This window comes from Peribacillus sp. AS_2, from assembly GCF_026891895.1.
Classification (GTDB): domain Bacteria; phylum Bacillota; class Bacilli; order Bacillales; family DSM-1321; genus Peribacillus; species Peribacillus frigoritolerans.
Window position 1 is genome coordinate 246,062 of sequence record NZ_JAPTGA010000002.1, and the last position, 25,820, is coordinate 271,881.

General features: G+C 39.9%; 22 protein-coding genes. 3 read left to right on the forward strand and 19 right to left on the reverse strand.

Going from position 1 to position 25,820, the window contains the following annotated elements:
* The first annotated feature begins 112 nt into the window (after positions 1-112).
* Entirely contained in the window at positions 113-1,801 is a 1,689-nt protein-coding gene (ggt, locus tag OTG27_RS03990) for a gamma-glutamyltransferase (protein ID WP_240520744.1), read from the forward strand.
* Here ggt and OTG27_RS03995 read toward each other — a convergent pair whose 3' ends face one another.
* The 9 genes from OTG27_RS03995 to OTG27_RS04035 form a co-directional block, all read right to left on the reverse strand.
* A complete protein-coding gene (locus tag OTG27_RS03995) occupies positions 1,802-2,581 on the reverse strand; it encodes a class I SAM-dependent methyltransferase (protein WP_268936281.1) in 780 nt (259 codons plus the stop codon).
* 78 nt (positions 2,582-2,659) lie between these two features.
* Positions 2,660-3,088, reverse strand: a complete 429-nt coding sequence (locus OTG27_RS04000) for a BrxA/BrxB family bacilliredoxin (protein ID WP_057277313.1) — start codon at positions 3,086-3,088, stop codon at positions 2,660-2,662.
* A gap of 173 nt (positions 3,089-3,261) precedes the next feature.
* Entirely contained in the window at positions 3,262-4,932 is a 1,671-nt protein-coding gene (ilvD, locus tag OTG27_RS04005) for a dihydroxy-acid dehydratase (protein ID WP_034311212.1), read from the reverse strand.
* Positions 4,933-5,440: 508 nt separating this feature from the next.
* Positions 5,441-6,577 carry a conserved virulence factor C family protein gene (locus OTG27_RS04010; RefSeq protein ID WP_268936282.1) on the reverse strand — a complete coding sequence of 379 codons (1,137 nt, stop codon included), beginning with the start codon at positions 6,575-6,577 and terminating at the stop codon, positions 5,441-5,443.
* Positions 6,578-6,707: 130 nt separating this feature from the next.
* Positions 6,708-8,585, reverse strand: a complete 1,878-nt coding sequence (locus OTG27_RS04015) for an ABC-F family ATP-binding cassette domain-containing protein (protein WP_268936283.1) — start codon at positions 8,583-8,585, stop codon at positions 6,708-6,710.
* A complete protein-coding gene (locus OTG27_RS04020) occupies positions 8,582-9,226 on the reverse strand; it encodes an HD domain-containing protein (protein ID WP_268936284.1) in 645 nt (214 codons plus the stop codon). The genes OTG27_RS04015 and OTG27_RS04020 overlap by 4 nt, the downstream gene beginning before the upstream one ends.
* 53 nt (positions 9,227-9,279) lie before the next feature.
* Complete coding sequence (locus tag OTG27_RS04025; RefSeq protein ID WP_145504779.1) at positions 9,280-10,125, reverse strand: DegV family protein; 846 nt, start codon at positions 10,123-10,125, stop codon at positions 9,280-9,282.
* Positions 10,126-10,266: 141 nt separating this feature from the next.
* Complete coding sequence (locus tag OTG27_RS04030; RefSeq protein ID WP_034307586.1) at positions 10,267-10,743, reverse strand: glutathione peroxidase; 477 nt, start codon at positions 10,741-10,743, stop codon at positions 10,267-10,269.
* Between the two features lie 78 nt (positions 10,744-10,821).
* Positions 10,822-11,355 (reverse strand): hypothetical protein, encoded by a 534-nt coding sequence (locus OTG27_RS04035; RefSeq protein WP_268936285.1) that lies wholly within the window; start codon positions 11,353-11,355, stop codon positions 10,822-10,824.
* Positions 11,356-11,522: 167 nt separating this feature from the next.
* Here OTG27_RS04035 and metA point away from each other — a divergent pair, with 167 nt between their 5' ends.
* Entirely contained in the window at positions 11,523-12,431 is a 909-nt protein-coding gene (gene metA / locus OTG27_RS04040; protein ID WP_057277307.1) for a homoserine O-acetyltransferase MetA, read from the forward strand.
* Positions 12,432-12,539: 108 nt separating this feature from the next.
* Here the strand turns inward: metA and OTG27_RS04045 are convergent, their stop codons facing one another.
* The 10 genes from OTG27_RS04045 to OTG27_RS04090 form a co-directional block, all read right to left on the reverse strand.
* A complete protein-coding gene (locus tag OTG27_RS04045) occupies positions 12,540-13,235 on the reverse strand; it encodes an AIM24 family protein (RefSeq protein ID WP_098864242.1) in 696 nt (231 codons plus the stop codon).
* A complete protein-coding gene (locus tag OTG27_RS04050; RefSeq protein WP_268936286.1) occupies positions 13,235-13,930 on the reverse strand; it encodes a class I SAM-dependent methyltransferase in 696 nt (231 codons plus the stop codon). Before OTG27_RS04050 ends, OTG27_RS04045 begins: the two co-directional genes overlap by 1 nt.
* 230 nt (positions 13,931-14,160) lie before the next feature.
* Positions 14,161-14,589: a transcriptional regulator MntR gene (gene mntR / locus OTG27_RS04055; RefSeq protein WP_048687667.1), complete on the reverse strand. Its 429-nt coding sequence runs from the start codon at positions 14,587-14,589 to the stop codon at positions 14,161-14,163.
* A gap of 102 nt (positions 14,590-14,691) precedes the next feature.
* Positions 14,692-16,869: a DNA topoisomerase III gene (locus OTG27_RS04060; RefSeq protein WP_268936287.1), complete on the reverse strand. Its 2,178-nt coding sequence runs from the start codon at positions 16,867-16,869 to the stop codon at positions 14,692-14,694.
* Positions 16,870-17,988: 1,119 nt separating this feature from the next.
* A complete protein-coding gene (locus OTG27_RS26630) occupies positions 17,989-18,159 on the reverse strand; it encodes an NAD(P)-binding protein (protein ID WP_374941236.1) in 171 nt (56 codons plus the stop codon).
* A 261-nt stretch (positions 18,160-18,420) separates the two neighbouring features.
* Positions 18,421-19,635: an aminotransferase-like domain-containing protein gene (locus tag OTG27_RS04070; RefSeq protein ID WP_268936288.1), complete on the reverse strand. Its 1,215-nt coding sequence runs from the start codon at positions 19,633-19,635 to the stop codon at positions 18,421-18,423.
* Between the two features lie 117 nt (positions 19,636-19,752).
* Positions 19,753-21,057, reverse strand: a complete 1,305-nt coding sequence (locus OTG27_RS04075; RefSeq protein ID WP_268936289.1) for an MFS transporter — start codon at positions 21,055-21,057, stop codon at positions 19,753-19,755.
* Between the two features lie 116 nt (positions 21,058-21,173).
* The gene (locus OTG27_RS04080) at positions 21,174-22,562 is read right to left on the reverse strand and encodes an aminotransferase-like domain-containing protein (protein ID WP_268936290.1); all 1,389 of its coding nucleotides are present in this window, start codon (positions 22,560-22,562) and stop codon (positions 21,174-21,176) included.
* Positions 22,563-22,644: 82 nt separating this feature from the next.
* Positions 22,645-23,931, reverse strand: a complete 1,287-nt coding sequence (locus OTG27_RS04085; RefSeq protein ID WP_268936291.1) for a four-carbon acid sugar kinase family protein — start codon at positions 23,929-23,931, stop codon at positions 22,645-22,647.
* A gap of 191 nt (positions 23,932-24,122) precedes the next feature.
* Positions 24,123-24,782 carry a class II aldolase/adducin family protein gene (locus tag OTG27_RS04090; RefSeq protein ID WP_268936292.1) on the reverse strand — a complete coding sequence of 220 codons (660 nt, stop codon included), beginning with the start codon at positions 24,780-24,782 and terminating at the stop codon, positions 24,123-24,125.
* A gap of 781 nt (positions 24,783-25,563) precedes the next feature.
* Between OTG27_RS04090 and OTG27_RS04095 the strand changes: the two genes are divergently transcribed.
* Positions 25,564-25,812 (forward strand): HPr family phosphocarrier protein, encoded by a 249-nt coding sequence (locus OTG27_RS04095; RefSeq protein WP_268936293.1) that lies wholly within the window; start codon positions 25,564-25,566, stop codon positions 25,810-25,812.
* Positions 25,813-25,820 lie beyond the last annotated feature (8 nt).

Consider the following 25,820-nt stretch of genomic DNA (forward strand, 5'->3'; position numbering starts at 1 on the left):
TACCTACGAAAAATCTCCTTGTCATTTTTCTACAATGACAAGGTTTTCTTTTCACTCAAACATAAGTTTACCTTTTTGGCAGATAAAAGGACTGAATAATGGAGGAATCATTTTGGAAAACAACAATGAGAAAATAAAAGATAAGGATTACAAAAGGGAAACTGCGAAAGGGAGCTCCGGAATGGTCGTTACAGCTCATCCTGTCGCAACTTCAATAGGGGAAAAAATATTACGTGAAGGTGGAAATGCTGTCGATGCGGCCGTCGCCATCCAATTTGCCCTAAATGTTGTTGAACCAATGATGACTGGTATCGGCGGAAGTGGTTTTCTTATGGTATATAATGCAAAAGATAAGGAAACGAAAATATACGACGGCCATGTAAGGGCACCTAAAGCCGCACATCGAGACATGTTTCTTGATGAAAAAGGGGAAGTCATCCCTTTTAAAGAGAGATCTATCAAAGCAACAGCGGTTGGCATTCCTGGAATACTGAAAGCTATGGATGAAGCACTCGCCGAAAATGGCAGCAAGCCATTGGCAGAACTTATCGAGCCATCCATCGAATTTGCTGAAAAAGGAGTTCCCGTCAATTGGGTTCTATGCGATGCTCTTAAAAACTTTGAATATCGATTGGGCGATGAAGCGCGCAAGTTCTTCATACCAAACGGAAAACCCTATCAGGATGGCGATTTGCTGATTAAAGAAAAATTGGCGAATACCTATCGGATATTACAACGTGAAGGAATTTCCGCTTTTTATGAAGGTGAAATCGGAGAGGGCATCATTTCCTGCATACAAGAACTTGGAGGGTTCATGGAGCTTTCTGATTTAAAGGGCTATAAAGCTACTATCGATGTACCAATGTATGGGACTTATAAGGATTATTTAATTGCTTCATCAAATGCGCCAAGTGCCGGCGGATTCACGGTCATTCAAATCCTGAAAATTCTGGAAAGCTTCCAAATCGAACAATATGACGCCCGTTCTTGGGAAAAATATTATTTAATCGCAGAAGCGATGCGTCTGGCATTTACAGATAAAAAAGCATTTCTCGCTGATCCCGAATTTGCCGAATTGCCATTGGCGGGGCTCATGCATGATGAGTATATAGCTAAACGCCGCTCATTCATTAATTTCAAGTCAAGAAATAATGCCATTGACTTCGGAAACCCTTGGATTTATGATTCCGTGCAACAAAGGGAAGTCATTCCGCAACCTAATGAAGAAGAGATCAGTGAAACGACGCACTTCACTGTCCGTGACAGATGGGGTAATATCGCAGCATGCACTTCTACAGTGGAACATCCATTCGGATCAGGCATCATGGTTTCCGACTATGGTTTCATGCTGAATAACGAACTGACTGATTTTGATTCCATTCCTGGCGGCATGAATGAAGTGCAGCCCAATAAACGCCCAGTCAGCTGTAAAAGCCCGACCATCATCTTTAAGGACGGCGAGCCGATCTTGACGTTAGGGTCACCAGGAGGACCAACCATCATCAGTTCAGTCGTACAAACGATCATTAATGTACTCGATTTAAAAATGGATTTGAAAGCAGCCATCGAAGAACCTAGAATTTTCACTCCGATGGGGCCTCATATTGAATGGGAGCCTGGAATGGATATGACTAGCAAAGGCCACTTGGAATCAATGGGCTTCGCCTTTAATGAAGTTCCCCACTCAATAGGGAATGTCCAAGCGATTCAAATCAACCCCGATGGCTCGAACTATGGTGCTGCCGATTCAAGCCGGGAAGGCTGTGCCATGGGTCTGGACGAAACAGATTATAAATCGTGATCACTGGATGGAAATGAAGCCAAAATGGAATTTGGATGTTTTTCTTTTTAGTACCTCAAATCCAAATTCCTCAAAGCGGGAGCTGCGGTAATGGTCTTTCAACACGACTCTATTGCTCGCAACCCGCTTGGCTTCTTTCATTATTTCAACCGATAGATCCTTACCATCCGCAAAATGAGTCAGTCCCCTGATACCATTCGATTCCTGAATCGTTTCTTCAAACATGGGATCGAAATATACGACATCAAAATGATTATCCGGCAATGTTTTCAATATTTCGTAATGGTCACCCTGCCTGACCTCTATTCTTCTCATCGCAGAATTCATTTTTTCTTCTGCATCCTCCCATGTTTTCATTCCACGGTCCACGAGCAAGGCCAAATATTGATTTCCTTCCAATCCGACAACCCGTCCATGTTCACCCACCGCGAAACTTGCGACAATCGCATCAGAGCCCAATCCCAAGGTACAATCAAGCACAGTGTTCCCTTCATTTATATCTCCGGCAATGAGAAATGGATCACTCTCTCCGCGCATTATTCTTTTTATACGGATCATCGCCAGGTTCGGATGAAAAAAGAATGGTTCTTTTTCCTGATATCGATATAACTCCATCCGCTTTTTACCAAAAACAAGGCAATCATCTTCATTATGTTCCGCTTGGATATCACTCACCGATCGTTTTCTTCTTGCTATAAAGGGGATTTGCAATTCTTCAGCTAACCTTTTGGCTAATATCATCGTTTCTTTATCGGCTCTTCCTACTGTTGTGACAAACATGAATCCTACCCCTTCATACTCTCTTAAAATTTGAAAAGAATGCCCTGTTTTACCAGGACATTCCGCTTCATCACTTATTTACTTACTGAACGCTGCCAATAAATTTTCCATGATGGCTTCCATTGGCTGTCCTTCTATATCATGGCGAGGAATGAAATGTACGACCTCTTTGCCCTTTAAAAGAGCCATGGATGGTGAAGAAGGTTCTATTCCATCGAAGTATTCGCGCATTTTAGCTGTCGCTTCCTTATCTTGGCCTGCGAATACAGTTACCAAATGATCTGGCTTATTGTCCGCTTGGAGTACGGCTTGAGTAGCAGCTGGACGGGCTAACCCGGCAGCACAGCCGCAAACTGAATTCACGACCACAAGTGTCGTACCTTCCACCGATTCCATAAAGTTTTCAACCGCTTCAGCGGATTCCAACTCATCAAAACCTGCCTGCACCAGTTCCGCACGCATTGGTTTCACCATTTGTTTCATATATTCATCATATGCCATCGACATAAAAAAACCTCCTTGGTTACAATTCTTCAATTAGTATAATGATACTATATACTTCAGTACATATGCAAAAATGACGCTTAAAGCTTTGTAAAATTTCATTTTTCTTCACAAAGAAACATGGTGACAGAAATCCAGTTTCCTTCTGCCACCATGTTTTAGTCTTCCCTTTAAACTTAAACTTTCATCACTCCGCCTGAGCTGGCATTCGTCACAAGTTTGGAATACCGTGCTAAATAGCCAGTCCTGACCTTTGACTCGAAGCCTTTCCAGTTGGCTTTGCGTTTTTCGAATTCTTCATCGGAAATTTCCAATTGGATTTTACGATTATTCAAATCCAATTCGATGATATCTCCATCTTCAACAAAGGCGATCGGGCCTCCCTCAGCTGCTTCGGGGGATATATGACCAATGCTGATGCCTCGCGATGCTCCTGAAAAGCGGCCATCAGTGATCAAACCGACTTTCGCTCCAAGTCCCCTCCCGACGATTTGGGAAGTGGGTGCCAACATTTCCGGCATTCCCGGCCCACCTTTAGGCCCTTCGTAACGAATGACCACTACATCCCCTTCTTTAACCTTTCCGGTAATGATTCCGGAAAGTGCATCTTCCTGGGAATCGAAACAAATGGCCGGACCCCTGTGATAGCCACCAACTGATGCGTCAACAGCGCCCACTTTTACGATGGAGCCTTGAGGAGCAAGGTTACCGAACAATACCGCAAGCCCGCCACGCTCAGAATGCGGATTATCCAATGGATGGATTACATCCTTGTCCAATATTTCACAACCGGCAACATTTTCGCGGAGCGTCTTACCTGAGACAGAAAGGCAATCTCCATTAAACGCACCTGGTTTTTTGAGCAACTCATTAATGACGGCACTTACACCACCGGCATTATGTACATCTTCAATATGGTAATCGGATGCCGGTGCAATTTTCGCTAGATGCGGTACGCGGTTAGCTATTTCATTTATGCGTTCCATCGGATATTCAAAACCTGCTTCATGTGCCAATGCAAGCGTATGAAGCACGGTGTTCGTCGAACCGCCCATCGCCATATCCAAGGCAAATGCGTTATCAATTGCATCAATCGTCACGATATCACGAGGCTTGATATCCTGTTTGATTATCTCCATCAACTGTTTAGCGGATTTCTTAACGAATTCCTTACGTTCTTCTGCTACCGCCAAAATCGTTCCATTTCCCGGTAGCGCAAGTCCCAATCCTTCAGCCAGGCAGTTCATAGAGTTTGCTGTGAACATTCCTGAACAAGAACCGCAAGTAGGGCATGCAACTTGCTCGATCTCCTGCAAATCCTCTTCATTGATATTACCTGCTTGATAAGCACCGACCCCTTCAAAAACGGATGTTAATGAAAGAGATTTACCATTTTTATCTTTACCTGCTTTCATGGGTCCGCCGCTTACGAATATTGTAGGAATATTGACACGAAGTGCTCCCATCATCATTCCCGGCGTTATCTTGTCACAGTTTGGAATGCACACCATACCGTCAAACCAATGTGCCGATACAACAGTTTCCACGGAATCTGCGATGATTTCACGGCTTGGCAAGGAATAGCGCATACCAATATGACCCATTGCAATTCCATCGTCTACCCCGATCGTATTAAATTCGAAAGGAACACCGCCCGCTTCGCGAATCGCTTCCTTCACAATTTTTCCGAATTCCTGAAGGTGGACATGACCTGGAACGATATCGATGTATGAATTACAAACCGCGATGAACGGTTTACCGAAATCTTCTTCTTTAACCCCTGCTGCACGCAACAGACTTCTATGTGGAGCTCGATCGACCCCTTTTGTAATCATGTCACTTCTCATATTTGATGTAGACATTTGTTGTACCCCCAATTTCCGCTAAATGTTTAATGATTCAGAATAATATAATTTTTAGTATACTCTAAAAATTCTAACATATTTATAGACAAATGCAACCATTCTTCACTAAATTTCTACAAAAATCATTTTACTAAAATAATAGAGTTCCAATTTATAGATTCGACCTCAGGGTAACCATTTCAAACGATTGGAAATGATTTTAAAAAAAGGCTGTTTTTGCATACTTTGTTGCTATTTACGAAGTGTGCAGTGTGGTTGATTTCCCCTCCAGGTGCTCGCTTTCCTTGGTGCGGGCGGTGAGCCTCCTCGGCGTAAACGCCTGTGGGGTCTCACCTGTCCCGCTGCTTCCGCAGGAGTCTCGCACTTCCGCTCCAATCAACCTAAAATAGTTTCGTTTTAAAAACAACAATCTTTACGAAAAGATCCTAAAAAAAATAATAAGGCATGCGGATTATATCAGCCGCATGCCTTTTTCCTGGGTCATTTCAAATCACTTGTCATTCGCTTGTCTTGATTCTGTCATTTGCTTCCAAACCGAACCTTTTGCTTCTTCGCCATTTTCTATACGGTCTATGGCCATCTTGACCTGCAGGGCCACTTCGAATTCAGGATCCTGTTCCGCTTGTTTAAGATAAGGGAGGGTCGTTTCATTTCCCACTTCGTATAAAAACATCGCGGCCCGCCATCTAACCAATTTATTTTTATCCGAAAGTGATTGAGACATTTCTCCCATCGCTTCTTCAAAGCCAAGATCTGATAAACAATCACCAGCAGTACGTCTTACGGCCGCACTTTTATCTTTCAAGGCTTTATACAAGCTCGGAAGCACTTTTCTATCTTCAATCATACCCAAGTATACTACCGCGAGCCTTCGAATGGAGACTTTACTGTCGGAGAGTGCCATATCCAATACTGGAATATCATCAACCGTAGGATCTTCCATTTGTTCTAAAGCCTGATAACGCTTTTCCCAACTTTCATCATTCAGCATTTCTGCAGTCAGTTTAATTTTTGGACGTTTCAAAATTGCTTCCTTCGTATCGGCCATTTCTTGTGCAGCTGCAACTAGCCGATTAATTCGATCTTCCGGATAAGCTGCGATCAGTTCATCTGATACTTCCTTCACGATATCTTCCATATCACCATATCTTACGCCATAATCCTTCCATTTTCGAAGCAGGACTACATTATCATCTTCTTTTTGGGCTGCGGCAATGCCCTTTATGAAATATTCCGGTAAGGCAAAACGTTTTTCCTGTTGACTATCACTTGCTTTAATTTGCATCGGAATGCCCTTGAATTGTTGAATGGCAACAGTTACTTCACCGTAATGTTCATTTAATGCCCCTTGTTGATTTTGTTCCTCGGTTTTTTCTCCAAAGACCTGACGGATTTGGACCAAGATATCTTTCCAATCATATTTCGCGTTTCGCTCAACGGCTAAGAAGTCCGCAACATGATATACCCCTTTCACTCCCTCGATCGTAAATAAATCCCTTATCAGCTTGGGTGCCTGGTCAGCTTGATCTTTCTTATAATTATTGCTTTTACCAGCTAATAGCTCTTCTGTTAAATTGATTTTCATTGTATTCGGACTTGGTGTAGGTTCTATCGACTTTATTTTCAATGCATTTCTCTCCTTTTACAAGACGTTTCCATGTACTAGATATTATCACATCGCAAACAGATTCTCATGCAATTGAGATTGGCAAAAAAAAGACTGATCCAAGTTTACATCCTTGGACCAGTCACCACGCTCATTCTTCTTCCAATTTTTCCGCTAAATACGCCCATCTTTCCATCAAATGGTCTAATTTATCCGTTAGTTCCTTTTCTTCTTCAAGAAGCAGGCGGACTTTTTCAAAATCGCTTCCCGCTGCTGACATTTCTGATGTTATGTCTTTCAAGCGCAGCTCGGCCCGCTCCATGTTCCCTTCTATCTCTTCCCATTCCTTACTTTCCGCATAGGTCAGTTTTTTCTTTTTCTTTTCGGTCCGGTTCATCTGTGGCTCTGGTGCTTTTACTGGCACAGCCTCTTCCGTCTTGTCTTCCAAGAACTCTGAATATGAGCCGTAATAAAAGTCAATGTCACCTTTATTCTTGAAAACAAGAAGCTGGTGGCACGTTTTATCCAAGAAATACCTATCATGTGAGACAGTAATGACTACACCTGAAAACGTTTCTAAATAATCCTCAAGAACGGTCAAGGTTTGCGTGTCCAGATCATTCGTCGGTTCATCCAAAAGCAGGACATTAGGTGCCGACATCAATATGTTAAGGAGATATAATCGCCTTTTCTCCCCACCGGACAGCTTACGAATTGGTGTCCCATGCGATCCCATTGGAAATAAGAACCTTTCAAGCATCTGCGCAGCCGATATGAAACTACCATCTTTAAGGGCGATTGAATCCGCCGTTTCCCGAATATACTCTATCATGCGCAAATTCTCATCCATATCGACGCTTTCTTGCGTATAGTACCCTATTTTCACGGTTTGCCCTTTTTCCAGGTTTCCTTCATCTATGGATTCCCTACCTGCAAGGATATTCAACAAGGTTGACTTTCCGCTGCCATTATTACCGACGATCCCAATTCGATCACCTGGTTTGAAGAGGAAGGAAAAATGGTTGATGATGGTTCGATCACCGAAGGATTTAGATACATCCTGCATCTCAAGTACTTTTTTCCCAAGACGGGCACCGCTTAATTCCATTTCCAGGTTCTCGGTTTTCTGCTTATCCTTTACACCTGATTCCAATGTTTCGAAGCGTTGGATCCTGGCCTTTTGTTTCGTTGTCCGGGCCTTTGCACCCTTACGGATCCAGGCCAGTTCTTTTTTGAATAGACTTTCCTTTTTCGTTCTTTCAGCCGATTCATTCTCTTCACGAATGGCCTTTGATTCTAAATAATCCGCATAGTTTCCTTTGTATTCGAAAAGCTGGGTCTGGGCGATTTCCCAAATCTTATTGGACACACGATCAAGGAAATATCGATCATGGGTTACAAATAAAACGGATTTTTGATATTTACCTAAATATTCTTCAAGCCAAGTAATGCTTTCAAAATCGAGATGGTTCGTAGGCTCATCCAAAATCAATAAATCAGGGTTCTCAATCAAGGTTTTTGCCAGGGCCGCACGTTTTTTTTGGCCGCCTGACAGTTCCCCCAGTCTCCTTGAATGATCAGGAAGTCCAAGCTTTGTCAGTATCGTTCTGGCATTGGCACTTGTATCCCAGGCGCCTAGCGTGTCCATATCCTGCTGCTGTTTTAACAAACGATCCTGTATTGCGCTATTTTGCGGGTCCACTTGAAGTTCAATGAGCGTCTTTTCATACTCTTTAATCAACGAAAATACAGGAGTTGAACTTTCATACATATATTCCATGATCGTCAATTTCTCATCAAAATGCGGATCTTGGGACAGATAGGAAATCGTATAATCATTCGGATGATCCTTCGTTCCTAAATCACTGTCTTCCAGCCCTGCGATGATATTCAATAATGTCGATTTACCGGTACCGTTTATCCCAACGATCCCGATTTTTTCCCCTTCGGTAATGGAAAAAGAGACATCTTTAAAAAGCAGCTTTTCCCCTTGGGTTTTCATTACATGTTCCATGCTAAAAACTTTCATAATCGTACATCCCATTCCTTATTAAATTCCTCTAAAAATCCTACCATATATTCATGCCTTTCACTAGCAATCTTCTTGGCTGCACAAGTATTAAGCATGTCTTGCAAGCGCAATAATTTTTCATGAAAGTGATGAATGGAAGAGCTTTTTCCATTCCTGTATTCCTTCTTGGTCATGTTTTCCCTAATGGGCAATGAAGGATCATACATAAGCTGTCCCTTCTTTCCGCCAAATGCAAATGTCCTGGCTATGCCAATGGCACCAATTGCATCCAAGCGGTCCGCATCCTGAACAATTTCAGCCTCTATCGAAGGTAGCCTCATCTGCCCTGCACTAAATGAAATTGTATTGATGATCTGTTTGATGGCATCAACACTATCAATATCCAACTTTATTTCATCAAACCAAGCATCAAGCTTTTTCCAGCCCCCATCGGCTTCCTGGTTTAGTTTATCATCAGGGATATCATGAAGCAGAGCCGCCATTTCAATGATGAACTCATTTCCTACTCGTTCTTCTTTTGCAATATGTAAAGCCAGCTTACGAACACGATCGATATGGAACCAATCATGGCCGCTGGCATCAGAATTCAATTGGTCATATACATACTTCTCCGTTAACTCAATCATCGTTTGTTTCATTTCACCACTCCATGTCCTTTTTATTTTACCATGGTTCTCAATAATGGTGTGCTTTAATCTTCATTGAACCAACTGAGCCCAATCGTCTGTTCACCGGTATGCACCCCGATGGCGCTCCCCAGTGGGGATACATGGATCAACACATGAGGGAATTCTTCGGAAATCATCTTTTTCCATTTTTGTGCCTGCTCCGAAACTCCACCATATAATATGGTGCATTCCTTTACTGTTCCCGCTTCGACTGACCTGCGAAAATCAGTGAAGATCTGTTTTTCCGCTTTTTTAATGTTCCGAGGTTTAGATTTAGTATGGAGCACACCATTTTCAATTGAAATGATGGGTTTAAAGCTCAATAGGCTTCCTAGAATATACTGTGCGTTTGTTAACCTGCCGCTCCGATGCAGCTGATCTAAAGAGCCTATCATTACATAGGTCTCATGGTTATCCGCATACATTCTCGTTTTGACGAATGCTTCATTGATGGAATCGCCATTTTCAATATAATGCATGAGCCGTTTCAAGATTAATAGCATTGGAAAGGAAATAAGTAAAGTATCAAAAACGTCAACAGGGATCGTGACCATTTGTGCAGCTTGCCTGCTCGCAGAAACCGTCCCGCTCAATTCACTGGAAAGATGTACGGCTATGATTCGATCATAGCGTTTTTCAAGCTCCTTATATAATTCCTGGAATCGGCCGACCGAGGGCTGTGACGTGGTTGCCGTGATTTTTTCCTCACTCATCCGCCGGTATAATTCCTCAGGTAATAGGTCGACGCCATCTTCATATTCCTTCCCATCGATGATGACGACCATCGGAACGATGTATACATGTTCATTCAATGATAATTCTTCATCTAAAGTTCCCGTACTATCTGTTACCCATGCAATTCGTTCCATGGTTTCCCCCCTCATTTGTGTCTTCTATTATATTCAATATCCCAACCATCTGTCCCCTTTTAAAAACGGATGCATGCAATAAATATCTCACCTCAAGAAAAGAGCCCAACAGAAACTTTCCGTTGGACTCGATTTCATATTTCATATTAATTTTTTTATATCTTCTTCCATTTCCAGAGGTTTTGTTTTAGGTGCAAACCGGCTGACGATATTTCCATTACGATCAATCAAGAACTTTGTAAAATTCCATTTTATCGATTTGGACCCCATCACCCCAGGAGCATTTTCAGTCAGATAGCTGAATAAGGGATGGGCTTCCTTGCCTTTGACATTCACTTTTGCGAACATCGGGAAGGTTACACCATGATTCAATTTGCAGTATGAATCAATTTCCAGATCATCACCAGGCTCCTGATTCAAAAACTGATTACACGGAAAACCAAGCACGACTACCCCATCCTCTTTATATTGCACATACAGACTTTGCAAATCATCATACTGTGGCGAAAAACCGCATTTGCTTGCGGTATTCACTATAATCATCACTTTCCCTTTATATTCCTCAAGCGAGATGGTTTCGCCATTGATTTTATTGACTTCAAATTCGTAAATGGACATGAATGATCTCTCCCTTTAGTATGATGATTCATTTTACCGTATTTAAAGGTAGGTTTACCAACTTTAATCCTTTTCCTATCATCCAGGAATCTTCACTGCTTGAATAGATTGAATCAAATACTCTACCATGTCTTCCAAATCATCCATTTGCTCTTCTCTTACAAGCCTTCCAAATGAAATTTTATATATAGAAGAAGTAATGGGTTGCTTTTTTTTACTGACCGTTTCGCTGGTCGTCACTGATATGATTCTCTGATCTCCCCAGATTTTTTCCAGTTCACTCATAAATTGCTCAGCATTCACATCATCAATCTTTTTAGGAAAAGAAATGAATATATTGACCGTGCAGCCTGAATGCGTATCATCGATAGCTGCATCGAGTAACTCCGAACTTAGGTTATGTAGGGAAGCATGTAGCTCAATGGCACCGCTAATGGAAATGGGCGCGTTTGTTTTTTTCAATTCCATCTCGATCTTATATGATCTGGACATGGTTGAGAGATTCACTATATCATCACGGTTTATGACCAATATATCCCCAATGAAGTCACGATCGTAAACCGCTCCTTCCAATACCACTTTCATGTTTTCAAATGCTGTAGGATCAAACAATCTCCAAACACCTCTCCAACTTCATAGTTAATGTATTCCGATCTTCCCATTTTACCATTCCCAGGCCATTTCCTTCGGGATTTACAAGAAATTATTAAAATAGCTTTTCTATTCAATAATTTTCTATATAATTAAAATATTATGATTTTTGAAGAAGGAGGCTAATCATGCCAATCAGAATTCCGGAACAACTGCCAGCAAGGGAAATTTTAGAACAGGAAAATATCTTCGTAATGGATGAGCAAAGAGCTACCAATCAGGAAATCCGTCCATTGAATATATTAATTTTAAACCTAATGCCAGAAAAAGAAAAAACGGAGGCCCAGTTATTGCGCTTTCTTGGCAATACTCCCATTCAAGTAAATATATCATTCCTGCGCTTAAGCACACATGAATCAAAGAACACAAGTAAATTTCATTTAGATCAGTTTTATAAATCATTTAATGATATTCGCACAAAGAAATATGACGGCTTGATCATTACAGGCGCTCCAGTGGAAAAGCTGGAGTTTTCAGACGTTAATTATTGGGAAGAACTGCAGAGCATCATGAACTGGTCAAGTGAAAATGTCACTTCCACCCTACATATCTGTTGGGGGGCACAAGCTGCACTGTACCATCATTATGGAATAGGCAAATACGAACTTCCAGAGAAATGCTTTGGGGTATACACTCATGAGGTTCTTGAACCGAATGAAAATCTAGTCCGCGGATTCGATGATTATTTTATGGCCCCTCATTCACGCTATACGGATATTGACTATCAAAAATTAGTTAACCATCCTGAATTGAAGGTTCTCGCACAGTCCGATCAAGCTGGTGTATTGATGGCTGCTTCAGTTGATGGAAAAAGAATTATGGTTACCGGCCATTTCGAGTATGATGCCGATACCCTCGGTGAAGAATACAAGCGCGATAGGGAACGCGGGATCAATACACAACTCCCTGAAAATTACTTTCCTGATAACGATCCGACCAGGATACCTCTTCACCGCTGGAAGAGCCATTGCAGCCTGATGTTCTCGAATTGGCTGAACTATTATGTCTACCAATCAACCCCTTATGAGTGGGATTGAAAGGGTAAGAAAAAAGAAGCTTTCACTTTGAAATGAATCGCTTTTTTATGGCAGACACATCCGATCATCATGGGAAACAACCTGAGTATCTGACTCAGGTTGTTTGTTTCATGATTCCTTATTACCGAAATATACCTCTTCAAAAGGTTGGACCACCACAAATCCTTGTCCTTCGAATTTCATTTGAACGGATTCGCCGCTTCCCCTTCCAAAAAACGACTTCAATGAAACATCCGTTACGAATTCAGGCTGCAATTCCCCTGACCATGCTACTGTGGCATTCGGGTCGGTATAAACCGGATTCCCAGGTTCCACCATTAAAGTAAGAGGCTCATAATGGGAAGTGAATGCGACCATGCCTCTCCCCTCGAGCCTTACGTTGAACAATCCGCCCGCCAATAACCCTGCAATGCGCCGCATCATTTTTATATCCCATGAAATCCCCGGCTCAAATGCGAGTAAATCATTTCCGTTAACACAGATCGATTCACCATTTAACTGTAAAATGGAAATCTTCTTCCCTTGATCCGCGACGTATAGCTTGCCGCTTCCGGTCGCTTTCATCAGGGATGCCCCCTCACCAGTTAAGGCTTTTTTAAAGAGTTTACCAAGACCATGCTCCAAGATGCCTTCCCGCTCGAATTTAACATGACCTCGATAAGAAACCATCGTCCCCATTTTTGCCCAGATCTGCTTTTCCAAATTAATCTCCAAGATTCGTTCCGTTTCAAGTTCGAATAATCCTTGCCCTTTATCCTGCTGCTTCGTCTTTTCAACGAATTGATCGATTTGATACTTCCCCATCACTGCCCCACCTCTTTTTGCAGGAGGAAAAGCCACATGAACGATACAGCTTGCTTTAATTCCTTTGAAAAATGTCCCAGCTTTGCATAGTCCACCCCTCTCTTTGCAACGCCGGTATCAGCCACTGCCTTCCATCCCGTTTCTAAAGCCATTTTTTCAAATTCCCACGGCTGCATGGTATTCATGATGACTTCATCTCCCAATAACCGGTGGAAGCTGAATTTTTTTCGCGGCTCAGCTGTTGGACCAAGTATTCCAAAACAGACATAACCTCCAGGCTTTATTACCCGTTGGATTTCCTTCATCACCGTTAATGGTTCGCCCGTATATTCCAAAGAATTAATGACCATTGCTGCATCCATTTCTTCATCTTCGAAGGGAAGGTTATAGAAATCCCCTTGCAGGAAAGAAAGTCCTGGTTGTTGAGCGGTTTTCCCCTTGGCAAATTCAATCATCACATTGGATAAATCAACTCCAGTTACTTTAAATCCCGCTTTGGCCAATTTCAAGGAACCAACTCCATCTCCACAGCCTATGTCAGCCACCTTCAATCCCGAAGGTACATATTCAGAAAAAAAGGGAATGATGTTTTTCCGACTCCCCGTTTCCCACATTTCTTGCGAATTCTTCACCCACATAGGTGCAAAAACATCCCATTCCTTTTCCGACTCTTTATGCCATGTATGTATATTCATAAGAAATTCACCCTCCCATTTAACCCCTAATCAATAAGTTACTGAAAAACACAAAAACACTTCGTTTTCCCGAATCAAAATACCGGGGCCTCTTTATAGCTATTCTGTTCATAATTAAAAAATCCTCTTTTAAAACGTTACTCCCCTTTAGACCTTATTTGTAAAATGAACCATGCCCGGCTCAAGAAGACAGATGATATTAAAACATAAAAAAAACTGCCAGCGGCAGCTTATTTTGAATTTTCTTCATTTCTTTTTTGTATCTTTCGTAAATCCTCGACACGGTCTGGAGATTCTTCAAAGAATTCAACCAGATCTCCAATCCTATCGATGGCATTCCAACTAAGGTGGTGTTCAATCCCCTCTACATCCTGATAAATATTTTCTTCCTTGACCCCAATCAACCTTAGCATCTGTTCTAAAAGTTCATGGCGGTATACGAGCCTTTTACCAACTTTTTTCCCATTTGCGGTTAAGACCAGACCCCGGTACTTTTCATATATCAAATATTTTTCCTGATCCAGTTTTTGTACCATTTTTGTAACAGAAGATGGGTGGACGGAAAGATTTTCGGCAATATCGGAAACTCTTGCATACCCTTTTTCTTCAATAAGTAAATAAATTTGTTCTATGTAATCCTCCATGCTCGGTGTAGGCATTCGGAATCCTCCCATTCAAACGCATATCTAAAAATTTTACTATATTAACGGCCCCGAAACAAGAAGATATAAGTCTCAGGGCGCCTTTAATGATGTTTCTTCTCAAGTTTGCTTGATGTTTTGTTCTGTTGGGAATGTAAAACTGATCTTCTTTTCAGCATCGGACCACGATAGAATGGCATCAAAGGTTTTTTCCCCTTTTTTAAAACCGCTTATCAGATCCGTTTCACCGCTCGCCAACAGCTTTTTTATATTTGCTTGACTGATTTTCTTATTAAGGATTTTTTTGGAGATGGTGAAGTTACACTTTGTTTTTTGATAACTTACACATCCATAGAATTCCCCTTTATCGACAATCTTAGAACCGCATAGTTTACAGCTGCCCACAGATGCCGAGCTTCTTTTTTTAGAGCCGCTCCGTTGAATCGACTCAGTATCCAGCCCTTGAAAATCCCAGTTTTCCGATGATTCCACGGCATCACTGATGATTTTTGCCGACATCTTTTTAACAGCTTCCATAAATCCGCCAGCTGAAGCCTTTCCTTCACCGATTTCCCTCAAACGCTGTTCCCATTTGGCTGTCATTTCAGGTGAAGCCAGGATTTTCTCCCCGATGGCAGTAATCAGCACTTTTCCTTTATCTGTCGCAAACACCTGGTTTTTTTTGACATTGATGTATTTACGGTCCTTGAGCATGGTAATGATGCCAGCCCGAGTTGCTTCGGTACCGAGACCCTCGGTTTTCATCAGTACTTTTTCTAACTCTTCATTATCCAGATGCTTTCCGGCAGTTTTCATCAAAGTGATTAGCTGACCCTCTGTATAGCGCTTAGGAGGTTGGGTTTTTCCTTCTTTCACCTTTATATTGGCGACATTTCCAGTATCCCCTTTGGAAACGGACGGCAAAATGATATCATCATCATCCTTGTCATTATTTTGGAAAATCACTTTGCGCCATCCCTCTTGGATCTGCTGCTTGCCTTTAGAAATGAATTCGGCCCGCTTATCGACGAGCGTTTTAATGGTGGTGTAATCGAAAATGGCCTTCTCATAATGGGCCGCAATCAACCGGCGAACAACCAAGTCATATATATTCCGTTCTTCAGCGGAAAGCCGCTTTGGGTCGGTTACCTGCTCCGTCGGAATAATGGCATAGTGATCAGTCACTTTTTTTTCATTTACAAACCTTTTATTATTCATGATGTTCGGTTGTGGCAAAGGAAACAGGGATTCATATTCTGAAAATCCGCTTAGTTTTTGCAAGATATCGGGAAATGTTTCGGCTTCCCCCTCCGTTACATAATTGGAATCTGAACGTGGATAAGAAACGATCCCTTTTTGATATAAACTTTGTACTATATCAAGCGTCTGTTTCGGTGAATATTTATAAATCTTGTTCACTGTAGCTTGCAATGATGATAGATTAAATAACAAAGGCGGCTGAAATTCTTTCCTTTCAGTATCCATATCCGCTATTTCAGCTTCCTTACCCTTACAAAAGGCGGCAATTTTATCAGCCATTTCTTTAGTCTTTATTCTCGGATCATTGTTCTGCTGCCATTTTCCCTGATATTTCTTTCCATCCATCTTGAAGTCAGCGAACACTTCCCAGAACGGCTCAGACTTGAATTGCTCAATTTCCATTTCCCGCTTCACTATCAAAGCAAGAGTCGGTGTCTGAACCCTTCCAGCTGAAAACACATCCGAAACGCCCCTTTGTTTCAACAAAATACTATACGCTCTCGACGCATTCATTCCAACAACCCAGTCCGCGCAAGCTCTCGTATACGCTTCATAATAAAGCGGCCTGGTTTTTTCTTCGCTCTTCAAATTTTGAAATCCCTCATAAATCGCTTTCGGGGTCAAAGAGGATATCCATAAACGTTTCATCGGTTTATTGACATTGCATAAGTTAACGATGTTGCGTACAATCAATTCTCCTTCACGCCCGGCATCACCTGCATGAATGATTTCATCGACTTCCGTTTTCCTAAGCAAAGTCTTCACAACATTGAATTGCTTTGCCTTTTGCCGTGTCACTTCATATTGAAATTTCTCAGGAATCATCGGCAACGTTTCCATCGACCATTTTTTCCATTTTGAATGATAGGTTTCCGGCGAAACAAGTTGACATAAATGTCCGACGGCCCAAGTTACATAAGCTCCATCGGGGAAAAGTTCATTCGGCATGATTTCTATATAGCCTTGCTGTTTTTTCGTTTTAAATTGAGCCGCTAGCGTTGAACCTTGATCTGGTTTCTCCGCAATGATTAGCTTCATGATCATCTTCACCTAATCCGTTACAAAATATCTTTCCCCTATCATTATACCTTAATTATCACAATCGGCTAGATATGACTTCGTTTTTACCGGACTGATAGTAGAAACCATGAAATGATTGCTTAACTTCGGTGAAGAGTGAGGTTATCAGGGAGATAAAAAACCCACCTAAATACTGGCAGTTCAATAGGTGAAAACTTCGCATTTGGGTGAATCGGAGTATATACAAATAGTACAATATTAAATGTGTGGTTCAATATTTTTCACTGTTTAGATGAAGAAATTAAGTTTTTGATAAAAGCTAAAAGAATTGGATCTACATTAATCAAATATTTGGAAAAGAAACAACAATTACCTTAGTTGGATTAAAACATAACTTATTATTAATCCTGATAGTCCCTTTTACAGTATTGGAACATTCTTATTGTTAAGAGAAATAAAGAAAAGCATATCACACCACAAAACATCCATAATTTTTTAAAATTATGGACGAGAAAGTCGGATTTAGCTGAATTACCCAAAGAAAAAATTTAAAATATTTCACTCTATTATTTTAATGAAATAAAAAATATATTGCCTAACCAATGGAGCGAGTACAAAAAATATAGATTAACTCATATATTTTGTTTAAATGCTCTATCTATTGCAGAAAACACTTTTATTTCGGAGAACTATAATTTTTCATCTAATCAATTGAACAATACTGAAATTTTTAAGAGTTTAACCAATATTCAAAACATTGATTGGTCAAGTGAGGGAAGTTTAAAATATTTGAAAGGAGTAAGTGGCTCTAATCTCTTAGCTGCAGATAAAGTTACATCATTTAAATTTAACTGATTAAAGTTTGGTTTGATATAGAATTTACATGAATGACTATAGGCCATTGTTAAGGCCTATGAGTCGAAACGACCTTTCACCAGAAATTGCTGGCAGTACATAACGCTCTGGTGGCTCGTTTTGGAATCGTTCTGAAAGCATTGCCCCTTTTGTGTACTGGACGAAAGTTCCTAAATTCAATTCTTTAACAAGGTTGGTAATAGTGCCCTCATACTGCGGCCAGAACCATGTCGGCCCGAGGTCAAATTTGCCTAGGTCAGGTCTGTTTAGGTCAGAAGTGCCCTAGACCCTACCGCCAATCCTATCTCTAGCCTCTAGAACCTTACATTTGATGCCCTGTGCAGCAAGTAGAGACGCAGCCCGTAGGCCACTTAAATCAGCACCAACAATGACTACAGGATTGTTCAAGTTGTTTCCTTCTTCCGACCGTGTGAATGCTGTATAAATGTACATTTGAAAGAGCTTTTCCTTTTTATATTGCTCTCTTCTATATGAGCTTTCCCTCTGTAACAAATTTTGTTTTCATCATTCTGCCAAAATACAATCTTTATTTATCCCCTCTATTTTTTAGTATGATATTGTTGAGTTAAAAATTTAAGTTTGATTGCTGGTAGTAGAGAAAATATCCTCGCATATAGCCCATCAACTTAAGGAAATGTATAAAACATATAAAATTTGGGCACAAGACCTTGTTTCTTTGTGTGTCTTCCTCGATCAGACTGTCAGCTTTGAATCAAAAAGAGTTGTTTCTAATTCACGATGTAATACTTCTCCCATACGCTTCATACCTTCAATGATTTTCTCTTTAGACATATTTGAGTAATTTAAACGCAATGTATTTTTTTGTGTACTATTTGGAAAAAATGGCACACCAGGAACACAAGCAACATTATTTTTCAAGCTCTCTGTAAATATATGTGTTGAATCAACGCCCTCAGGAAGCTCAACCCAAATAAATAATCCACCTTCTGGCTTACTGTAAGACAAGTTCTTTGGGAAAAATTCTTCAATACAAGATAACATAGCTGTGCATCTTTCTTTATAAACGGCTTTGATTTTATTAATGTGCTCTTCGATATCGTAAAGTTCCATATACTTTGCTGTAATTCTTTGAGCAAAGCTGTCAGTATGTAAGTCAGCTGTTTGCTTAAAAGCAACATACTTATCAATGAAAGATTCGTCAGCACAAATCCATCCAAGTCGAAGACCGGGAGTAAAAATCTTAGAGAAAGTGCTTATATAAATTACTCTACTCTCTGTGTCAAAATGTTTCACAGGCGGGAGTTCCTCTCCAGCAAATCTTACAGCACCATAGGGATTATCCTCTACAACCAGTACATCATATTGATTAGCAAGCTCAATCATTCTTTTACGTCTTTCGAGTTTTAATGTGCGACCTGTAGGGTTTTGGAAATCTGGAATAGTATAGATGAATTTTGTGTTAGGATGCTCTTGCAGCTTTTTCTCTAGCTCTTCCATAACCATTCCATCATCATCCATAGCTACTTCAACAAATTTGGCATTGTATGCCTTGTATGCATTAATTGCTGCAAGATAGGTTGGGCTTTCACAAATAATGGTATCTCCCACATTGATAAATAATCTTCCAGTAAGGTCGATTGCTTGCTGGGACCCTGATGTGATAAGAACATTTTCAATAGTTGAGTTGATCCCAATAACTTTCATTCTTTGACTAATAGCTTCTCTTAAAGGAATATATCCTTCAGTCGTACTATATTGAAGAGAAGCCGCACCTTCTTCATCCAATACAGCACTGCATGCATTCTTAAGAGCTTCTACAGGAAACAACTCTGGAGCTGGCAAGCCTCCCGCAAAAGAGATGACTTCTGGTCTTTCTGTTACTTTTAATATTTCACGTGTCTCAGAAGAATTAACTAAACGAGCTCTATCCGCAAATTTATTTTCCATTTATAAACATTCCCTTTTTTATATTTTGCAATTGATTACGTTTACCAATTATTTTAAAAGTTTAATAGGCTACCTTCACTATGATAATATATTAAATTTTCAGTTATCTATATTTTGTTAGATCCTACTCTTATTGCTACCTGCCCAAATAACAATTGGAATAAGCAGTAATGAAAGCACAGTACCAGCAATTGAAAGGGTTGCATAACTTGAATGTGCTACAACCATTCCAGATAAGCCTCCTCCTAATGCTCCTGACAAAGCAATCCAAACATCTACAGAACCCTGCGTCTTAGCCCGAGTAGATGGTGAAGTTGCATCTACAAGGATTGCTGTGCCACTTATTAAACCAAAATTCCAGCCAAGCCCAAGTAAAGCAAGTGCTGTAATGAGAACTACGATCGAATCAGCAGGTCCCATAGCAGCTAGTATTCCAGAAGCAAGTAACGTAATAGCAGAAGCAATGGCCATTATAGCACGGCCAATTTTATCAACAAGAAAACCAGTTACTAAAGAAGGCAAAAACATAGCACCTATGTGAAACCCAATGACAAGTCCCACATCATTCAATCCGTGTCCATGATGTCCCATATGTATGGGGGTCATCGTCATAATTGCCGTCATTACAAATTGAGTTAGAACCATTACTGAAGCTCCCGCAAAAATTCCTCGCCTGTTTATCGTTAACAAATTAGAATTTTCCTCTAAAAGTGAATTGCTGGTTGTTCTTTGAGCATCTGATATTGCTTTTGCAACAATAAAGGGATCAGGACGAAGTAAAATTAAGAGAACCAAACCAGCAAGTATATAAGCTGCTGCTGCTAATATAAATGGACCAGCTAAAGCAGGAATTCCCATGGATATCGCAAATTCACCCATTACATCCACCAGGTTTGGACCTGCAACAGCTCCGAATGTGGTGGAAACCATGGCCATACTAATAGCCTTTGCCCTTTGTGTTGAGTTTGCCAAGTCAGTTCCTGCGTAGCGTGCTTGTAGGTTTGTAGCTGATCCAGCCCCGTAGATAAGCAGTGAAATAAATAAAAGTAGAAGACTATTGGTTAATGCTGAAATGACTACTCCAATGGCACCGATACCCCCGGCCAAAAATCCTGCAGCAAGTCCAGAACGACGTCCAAATCGCTGTGATAGTCTTCCAACAATTAGTGCAGCCCCTGCTGACCCTAAAGTAAATAAACCCGAAGGAAGGCCAGCAAATGCATCTGTGCCAAGCATTTGTTGTGCAAGAAGTGCACCCACTGTTATTCCTGCTGCAAGTCCCGCACCGCCAAAAATTTGGGATATGACAACAACCATTAATGTTCTTTTATATAGTTGTTCTTGTTTTTCTGGAGAACTAATGTAGCTTTGTAACCAATCTGATTGATCGTCTAACACTTTTACATTCTCTTTATGTAACACAATTTAACCTCCCTTTCTAGAAAGTAAATTCTTTCTCATAATCCTCCAACTAGATTTGAATCATCATACCACGCACAAAAAAACCATACAATACGATAATTGTATGGCAAACAATATTAAGTATGATCGTTTAGTAAACGTTGAAGGGTCTTCAATCCTTGCTCAAGCTCTTCCAGCGTTTCTGTTGCACAGACAGACACCCTTACTGCCCGCTCTGGAGAACTATTTCCAACTACAAAACGTTCAGCTGCATACACTTGTACCCCATGCTGTGCCGCTAACGTTTCAAATTCAACACCTGTAATCTTGCCTGGTAATAGCAGCCAACGAAAGGTGCCTGTTTCACCACCTAAACATGTATAGTCTGACAAATATCGATTAACGACTTGGTTTCTTCGAATCGCTTGTTCCCGATGACCCTCAATTAAAAGTTCAAATTGATTTGATACAATCGTACGTGCTGTCAGCTCTGCTAGTAATTGGGAAACTGTAATATTTAAATTATAAAGTGCCTTTGAAATTGGCTCCTTAAATTGACTCGGCACTGCTACATAGGCTAGTCGTAACCCTGGTGCTAACGATTTAGATAAACTTGCAATATAGATGACCTGTTCTGGGGCAAATGATGCGACTGCTGGAAGTGGTTTTTTGTTGAGAAGATGGTACGATGCATCTTCAATAACGAACTGTTTATACTTTTTGGCAATTGCAGCAATCATTTTTCGATTCTCAACAGACATAAAGGAAGCTGTCGGGTTATGATAATCTGGGATCAAGTAAATGCCTTTAATATTGTCATTTTTACAAGCATATTCAAAGGCAGTTGGACTCATTTCATAGTTCTCTGATTTTATCGGTACTATTTGCACACTTAGCATCGCTGCAACAGTTTTTAAGCCAGGGTAAGTATGATGCTCAACACCAATGCGATCTCCAGGCTTACAAAGACTCGCCAGTGTGGCAGCAATCGCATTTTGCCCCCCATTTGCAAATAAAATGTGATCAACTGTTGTTTCAAAACCACCTCTTCGGATTAGCTTTATGGCTGCATCCTTTTGCCAAAGGCTTTCACCAGCTCGACCATAACCAAACCATTTTTCATAATTTGTCTCTTGCAGCATACTTTTCAGTTGGAGTAGTAGTGGCTCGTATGAAGCATTATCTGGTAGTGTTGCTCCCATTTCAATTAAATGCTTCGGCTTTGTATCTTCAAGTAAATACGCATTCGATAACGCATCATACGATACAAATGTGCCACTTCCAACAGTTGCACTTAACAAGCCCTTTAACTCACACACTTTAAACGCTTTTGAAATGGTACTCAAATTTAAATCTAAATAATCGGCCATTTCTCGCTGTGGAGGAAGTTTTGTTCCTGGTAATAAAACTCCGTTTAAAATATCTTGTTCCAATTGCACTGCGAGTGCTTGATAAATTGGCTTTTCAGTTTTATCAATGGATGGCTTCCAGCTCATCGGATAGTTTTCAAAAGAATTAATCGGCATAATACGCATCCTTTTTCATACAATTATATGATTGTGTCGTTTATAGGGAAGAGGGCCATTTTAACCCCTTCTCTATCCTGCCTTATTCTGAGAGACTTTTCAAATGATTAATAGCATGAGAAAGAAATTCAGTTTTACCAAAGCTGCCTGATTTTAAGACAATTAACATATGGCGACCTAACGCCAATCCAGAAGGTAATCCAGTTTCAATTTCTTCTAATACATAATTTCCCTTTATACCCAATTTACGAGTAACTGTTCCTGATGTATCGCCGCCTGCTACTACTAATCTCTTTAAACCAGTTTCATCTACTATACGCTCTGTAATAACAGCTAGTGCTGCTGAGACCATTTTACTTATTAATAGAGGATCAATTTTCTTTTCCTGGCCTATCACCTTAGTTTGTAAAACAATTTCCGCTCTATTATCAGCCATGATCAAAACATCTTTCCCTTGTTTTAGTAGAATTTGAGCTTCGATGACCAGCCTTCTAATTTCTTCATCGCATTCAACAGATGAAAAGACTTTTCTGGAGTCAAGGACCATGCATGGAACTCCGGTAGAAATAAGATGTGCTGTCTGTGCTCTTGTCTGGGGAGTTAAGCTACCGGAAATCACAAGTACTCCGTGTTTGTCATTGATGTCTAAGTTCTTTACTGGACTTTCTACTGGAGTTCGATATGAAAACTTTGGTAATTCCTCAGCTATGGCAGAACTTCCGCATAAAACTTTATAATCATGAATTGCCTCAGCCACTATGGTTAAATCTGATTGCGTTTCACTATCAATAATACAATAATTGTAATTCTTCCGTACTTCTTCAATTGCTGCTCGTAGAGCTGTTGCGCCTTGTCTTACTATTTTCAAGTCAACAGATGTTACTTTCCTGGATGTTTGTTTCTGTAAAATCGAAACAGTGTTAGATTCAAGCATAGGATGTACAGGGTCATTGGCAAACTCTGACTTCTCTAAAAGGTTGCCATACACAGTATGGACTCCTCCGACTGTTTGCCTACCATTTTTCGGAAACGCCAAACAGATAACAGCAAATTCTTCACCAAGTGCATCTAGCATAGCGTCGAATTCCTTACCAATATTCCCTCGAAAAACCGAACATGTTTTGTTAAAAAATAAAGAACATCCTATTTCTTGGAGTTTTTTAGTAGCTTTGTATACTTTTTGATAACCTAAATCATGTGGATCTAGTCGACTATCCGTATCAATAATAATGACATCAGAATCTGCTTCTACATTCATCTCTTCATCAAACGTCTGAACTTTTGCTGAATATTCCCCTTTACTAAACATAAGTCCTATGTCATTTGCACCTGTTGTATCATCAGCCACAACTCCTATTACTTTTCTCACATCTATTCCTCTTTTCTATCCTGCATTGTACTTCTATGCCAGTGTGGATAATATCGACGTAATAGCTCTTGTATCAACCCTTAATCTAAAAAATCGTTTCTGGAGCAATGGAAGCATAATTCATTACTCTCTTAATTCAAGTTGCATGTATAACTCCTATTCGAAATCAATTTCATCTCCTGTTTCTTAAATTATAAACGAAGGCTTTCAATTAATTTTTTTCTTGTCTTGTAATGAGAATCTTCTAGAAAACTTTGGACAGTTTTATCTGGAATCATTTTAAGCTGAACACCAGATTCTTTAGCTTTTAAGATCATTCGACAAGCCATTTCTAATGTTTCTAATCTCATTTGGGCTTCCAATACCGAATCGTCGAATACAACAACTCCATGATTTCGCATTATAATAATATTCGCATTTGGTGCTTGTTCTGTTATTGCTTCAGCTAATTCCTGTGAGCCAGGATGATAATAATCTACATAGGCGATATCTTCTAGATAGTACATTGTTTCTACAAATAACTCAGAGAGAATAGGCTCATTACTACAAGAAAACAAAGTTGTGTAAAATGGAGAAGAATGAAGAATTGCTTTTGCATCTTTACGCTGCCGGTAAATACCTAAATGCATCGGAGTTTCTTTAGAAGCTTTTCGTGTTCCCTCGATCTGTCCCGTATCAATCTGGCAATCGACAAAATCATCCTGACCCAGATTAGCCATATATGTTCCGGAAGCAGTAATAATCATTCGATTAGAATCAATACGGGCACTTATATTACCCGATGTTCCCCATGCTAGTTGATTTGAAATGAGGTAATGCCCTGCATTAATAAGTTGCTGCTTTTCACCCAAATTAAAACCCCCTATAGTTTTAATGCCATCCAAATGCATTAATTAATTCACTTAGTTTTTAAAGGTTGATAATCTAACTAAATTCAATTGTTGGTGCATTACCTTTTAAATCACACAAGTTTCCTATATGAAGCTTACTGGCCCGATTCATTCAATTGTTTTCCTGCGTGGTCTGCATCAAAAATTACCAACGAACGAACCATTTATATTTCACCAAGTTGGTAGACTCCATTTTTCTTTTAAATTTAACTAACATTTTCAAAAAGAATTGAAACAACCTTGAAAATCGTTGATCTATATATTTAATTTATAATAATTCTTGAAATTAATAAAATATTATTTTTCCATAAAACATCATCAATTTTTTCTATAATTAAAACAAGACAGTATTTACGTTCAAAAAAGATATCCTTATTATGAAATCGTTCATCGCGGAAAAAATCCAAATATTTAGGTAGTTTGTTAAAAAGGAACTATCTTTCTCTTGTTATACCGTGGAAGAAGAAACGTTATTCACTATAAAAACAGAACAAACTGCAAATTCTATTCAATCATTATATAAATGAGATTCTTAAATGAACTTTTATCTGGATAGATTGTATAGTGACATGAGTTATAGAAATTTTTAATGAGAAATCATTTCATTTTACTATTTTTATAATGACTCTTTTGCGTTATATACTATTGTTAGTATATTACAATTCAGTCATATGAATGAAAACTAAAGGTTTAATGATTGGTGTAGTGTACAATAAAAAATTCAGGGGATGGATTGTGAAACATGGGACTAAACAAATCCTTAGCTAAAGTAGTGGTAGAAATTAATGAAACAGCAAACAAATTTCAAGCAAGCATTGTCATTAAAACAGACGATAAAACTATAGATGCTAAAAGTATCCTTGGTTTAACCTATACTGTAATTAGCTCTAAAACATTTCAACTTGAAATTCATGGAAAAGATGAGGAAGAAGCAAAAAAAGCCATGTCTCATGTCTTTTGGAAAAACAATCTTCCTGTTAAGGTTGTATAAATATTCTT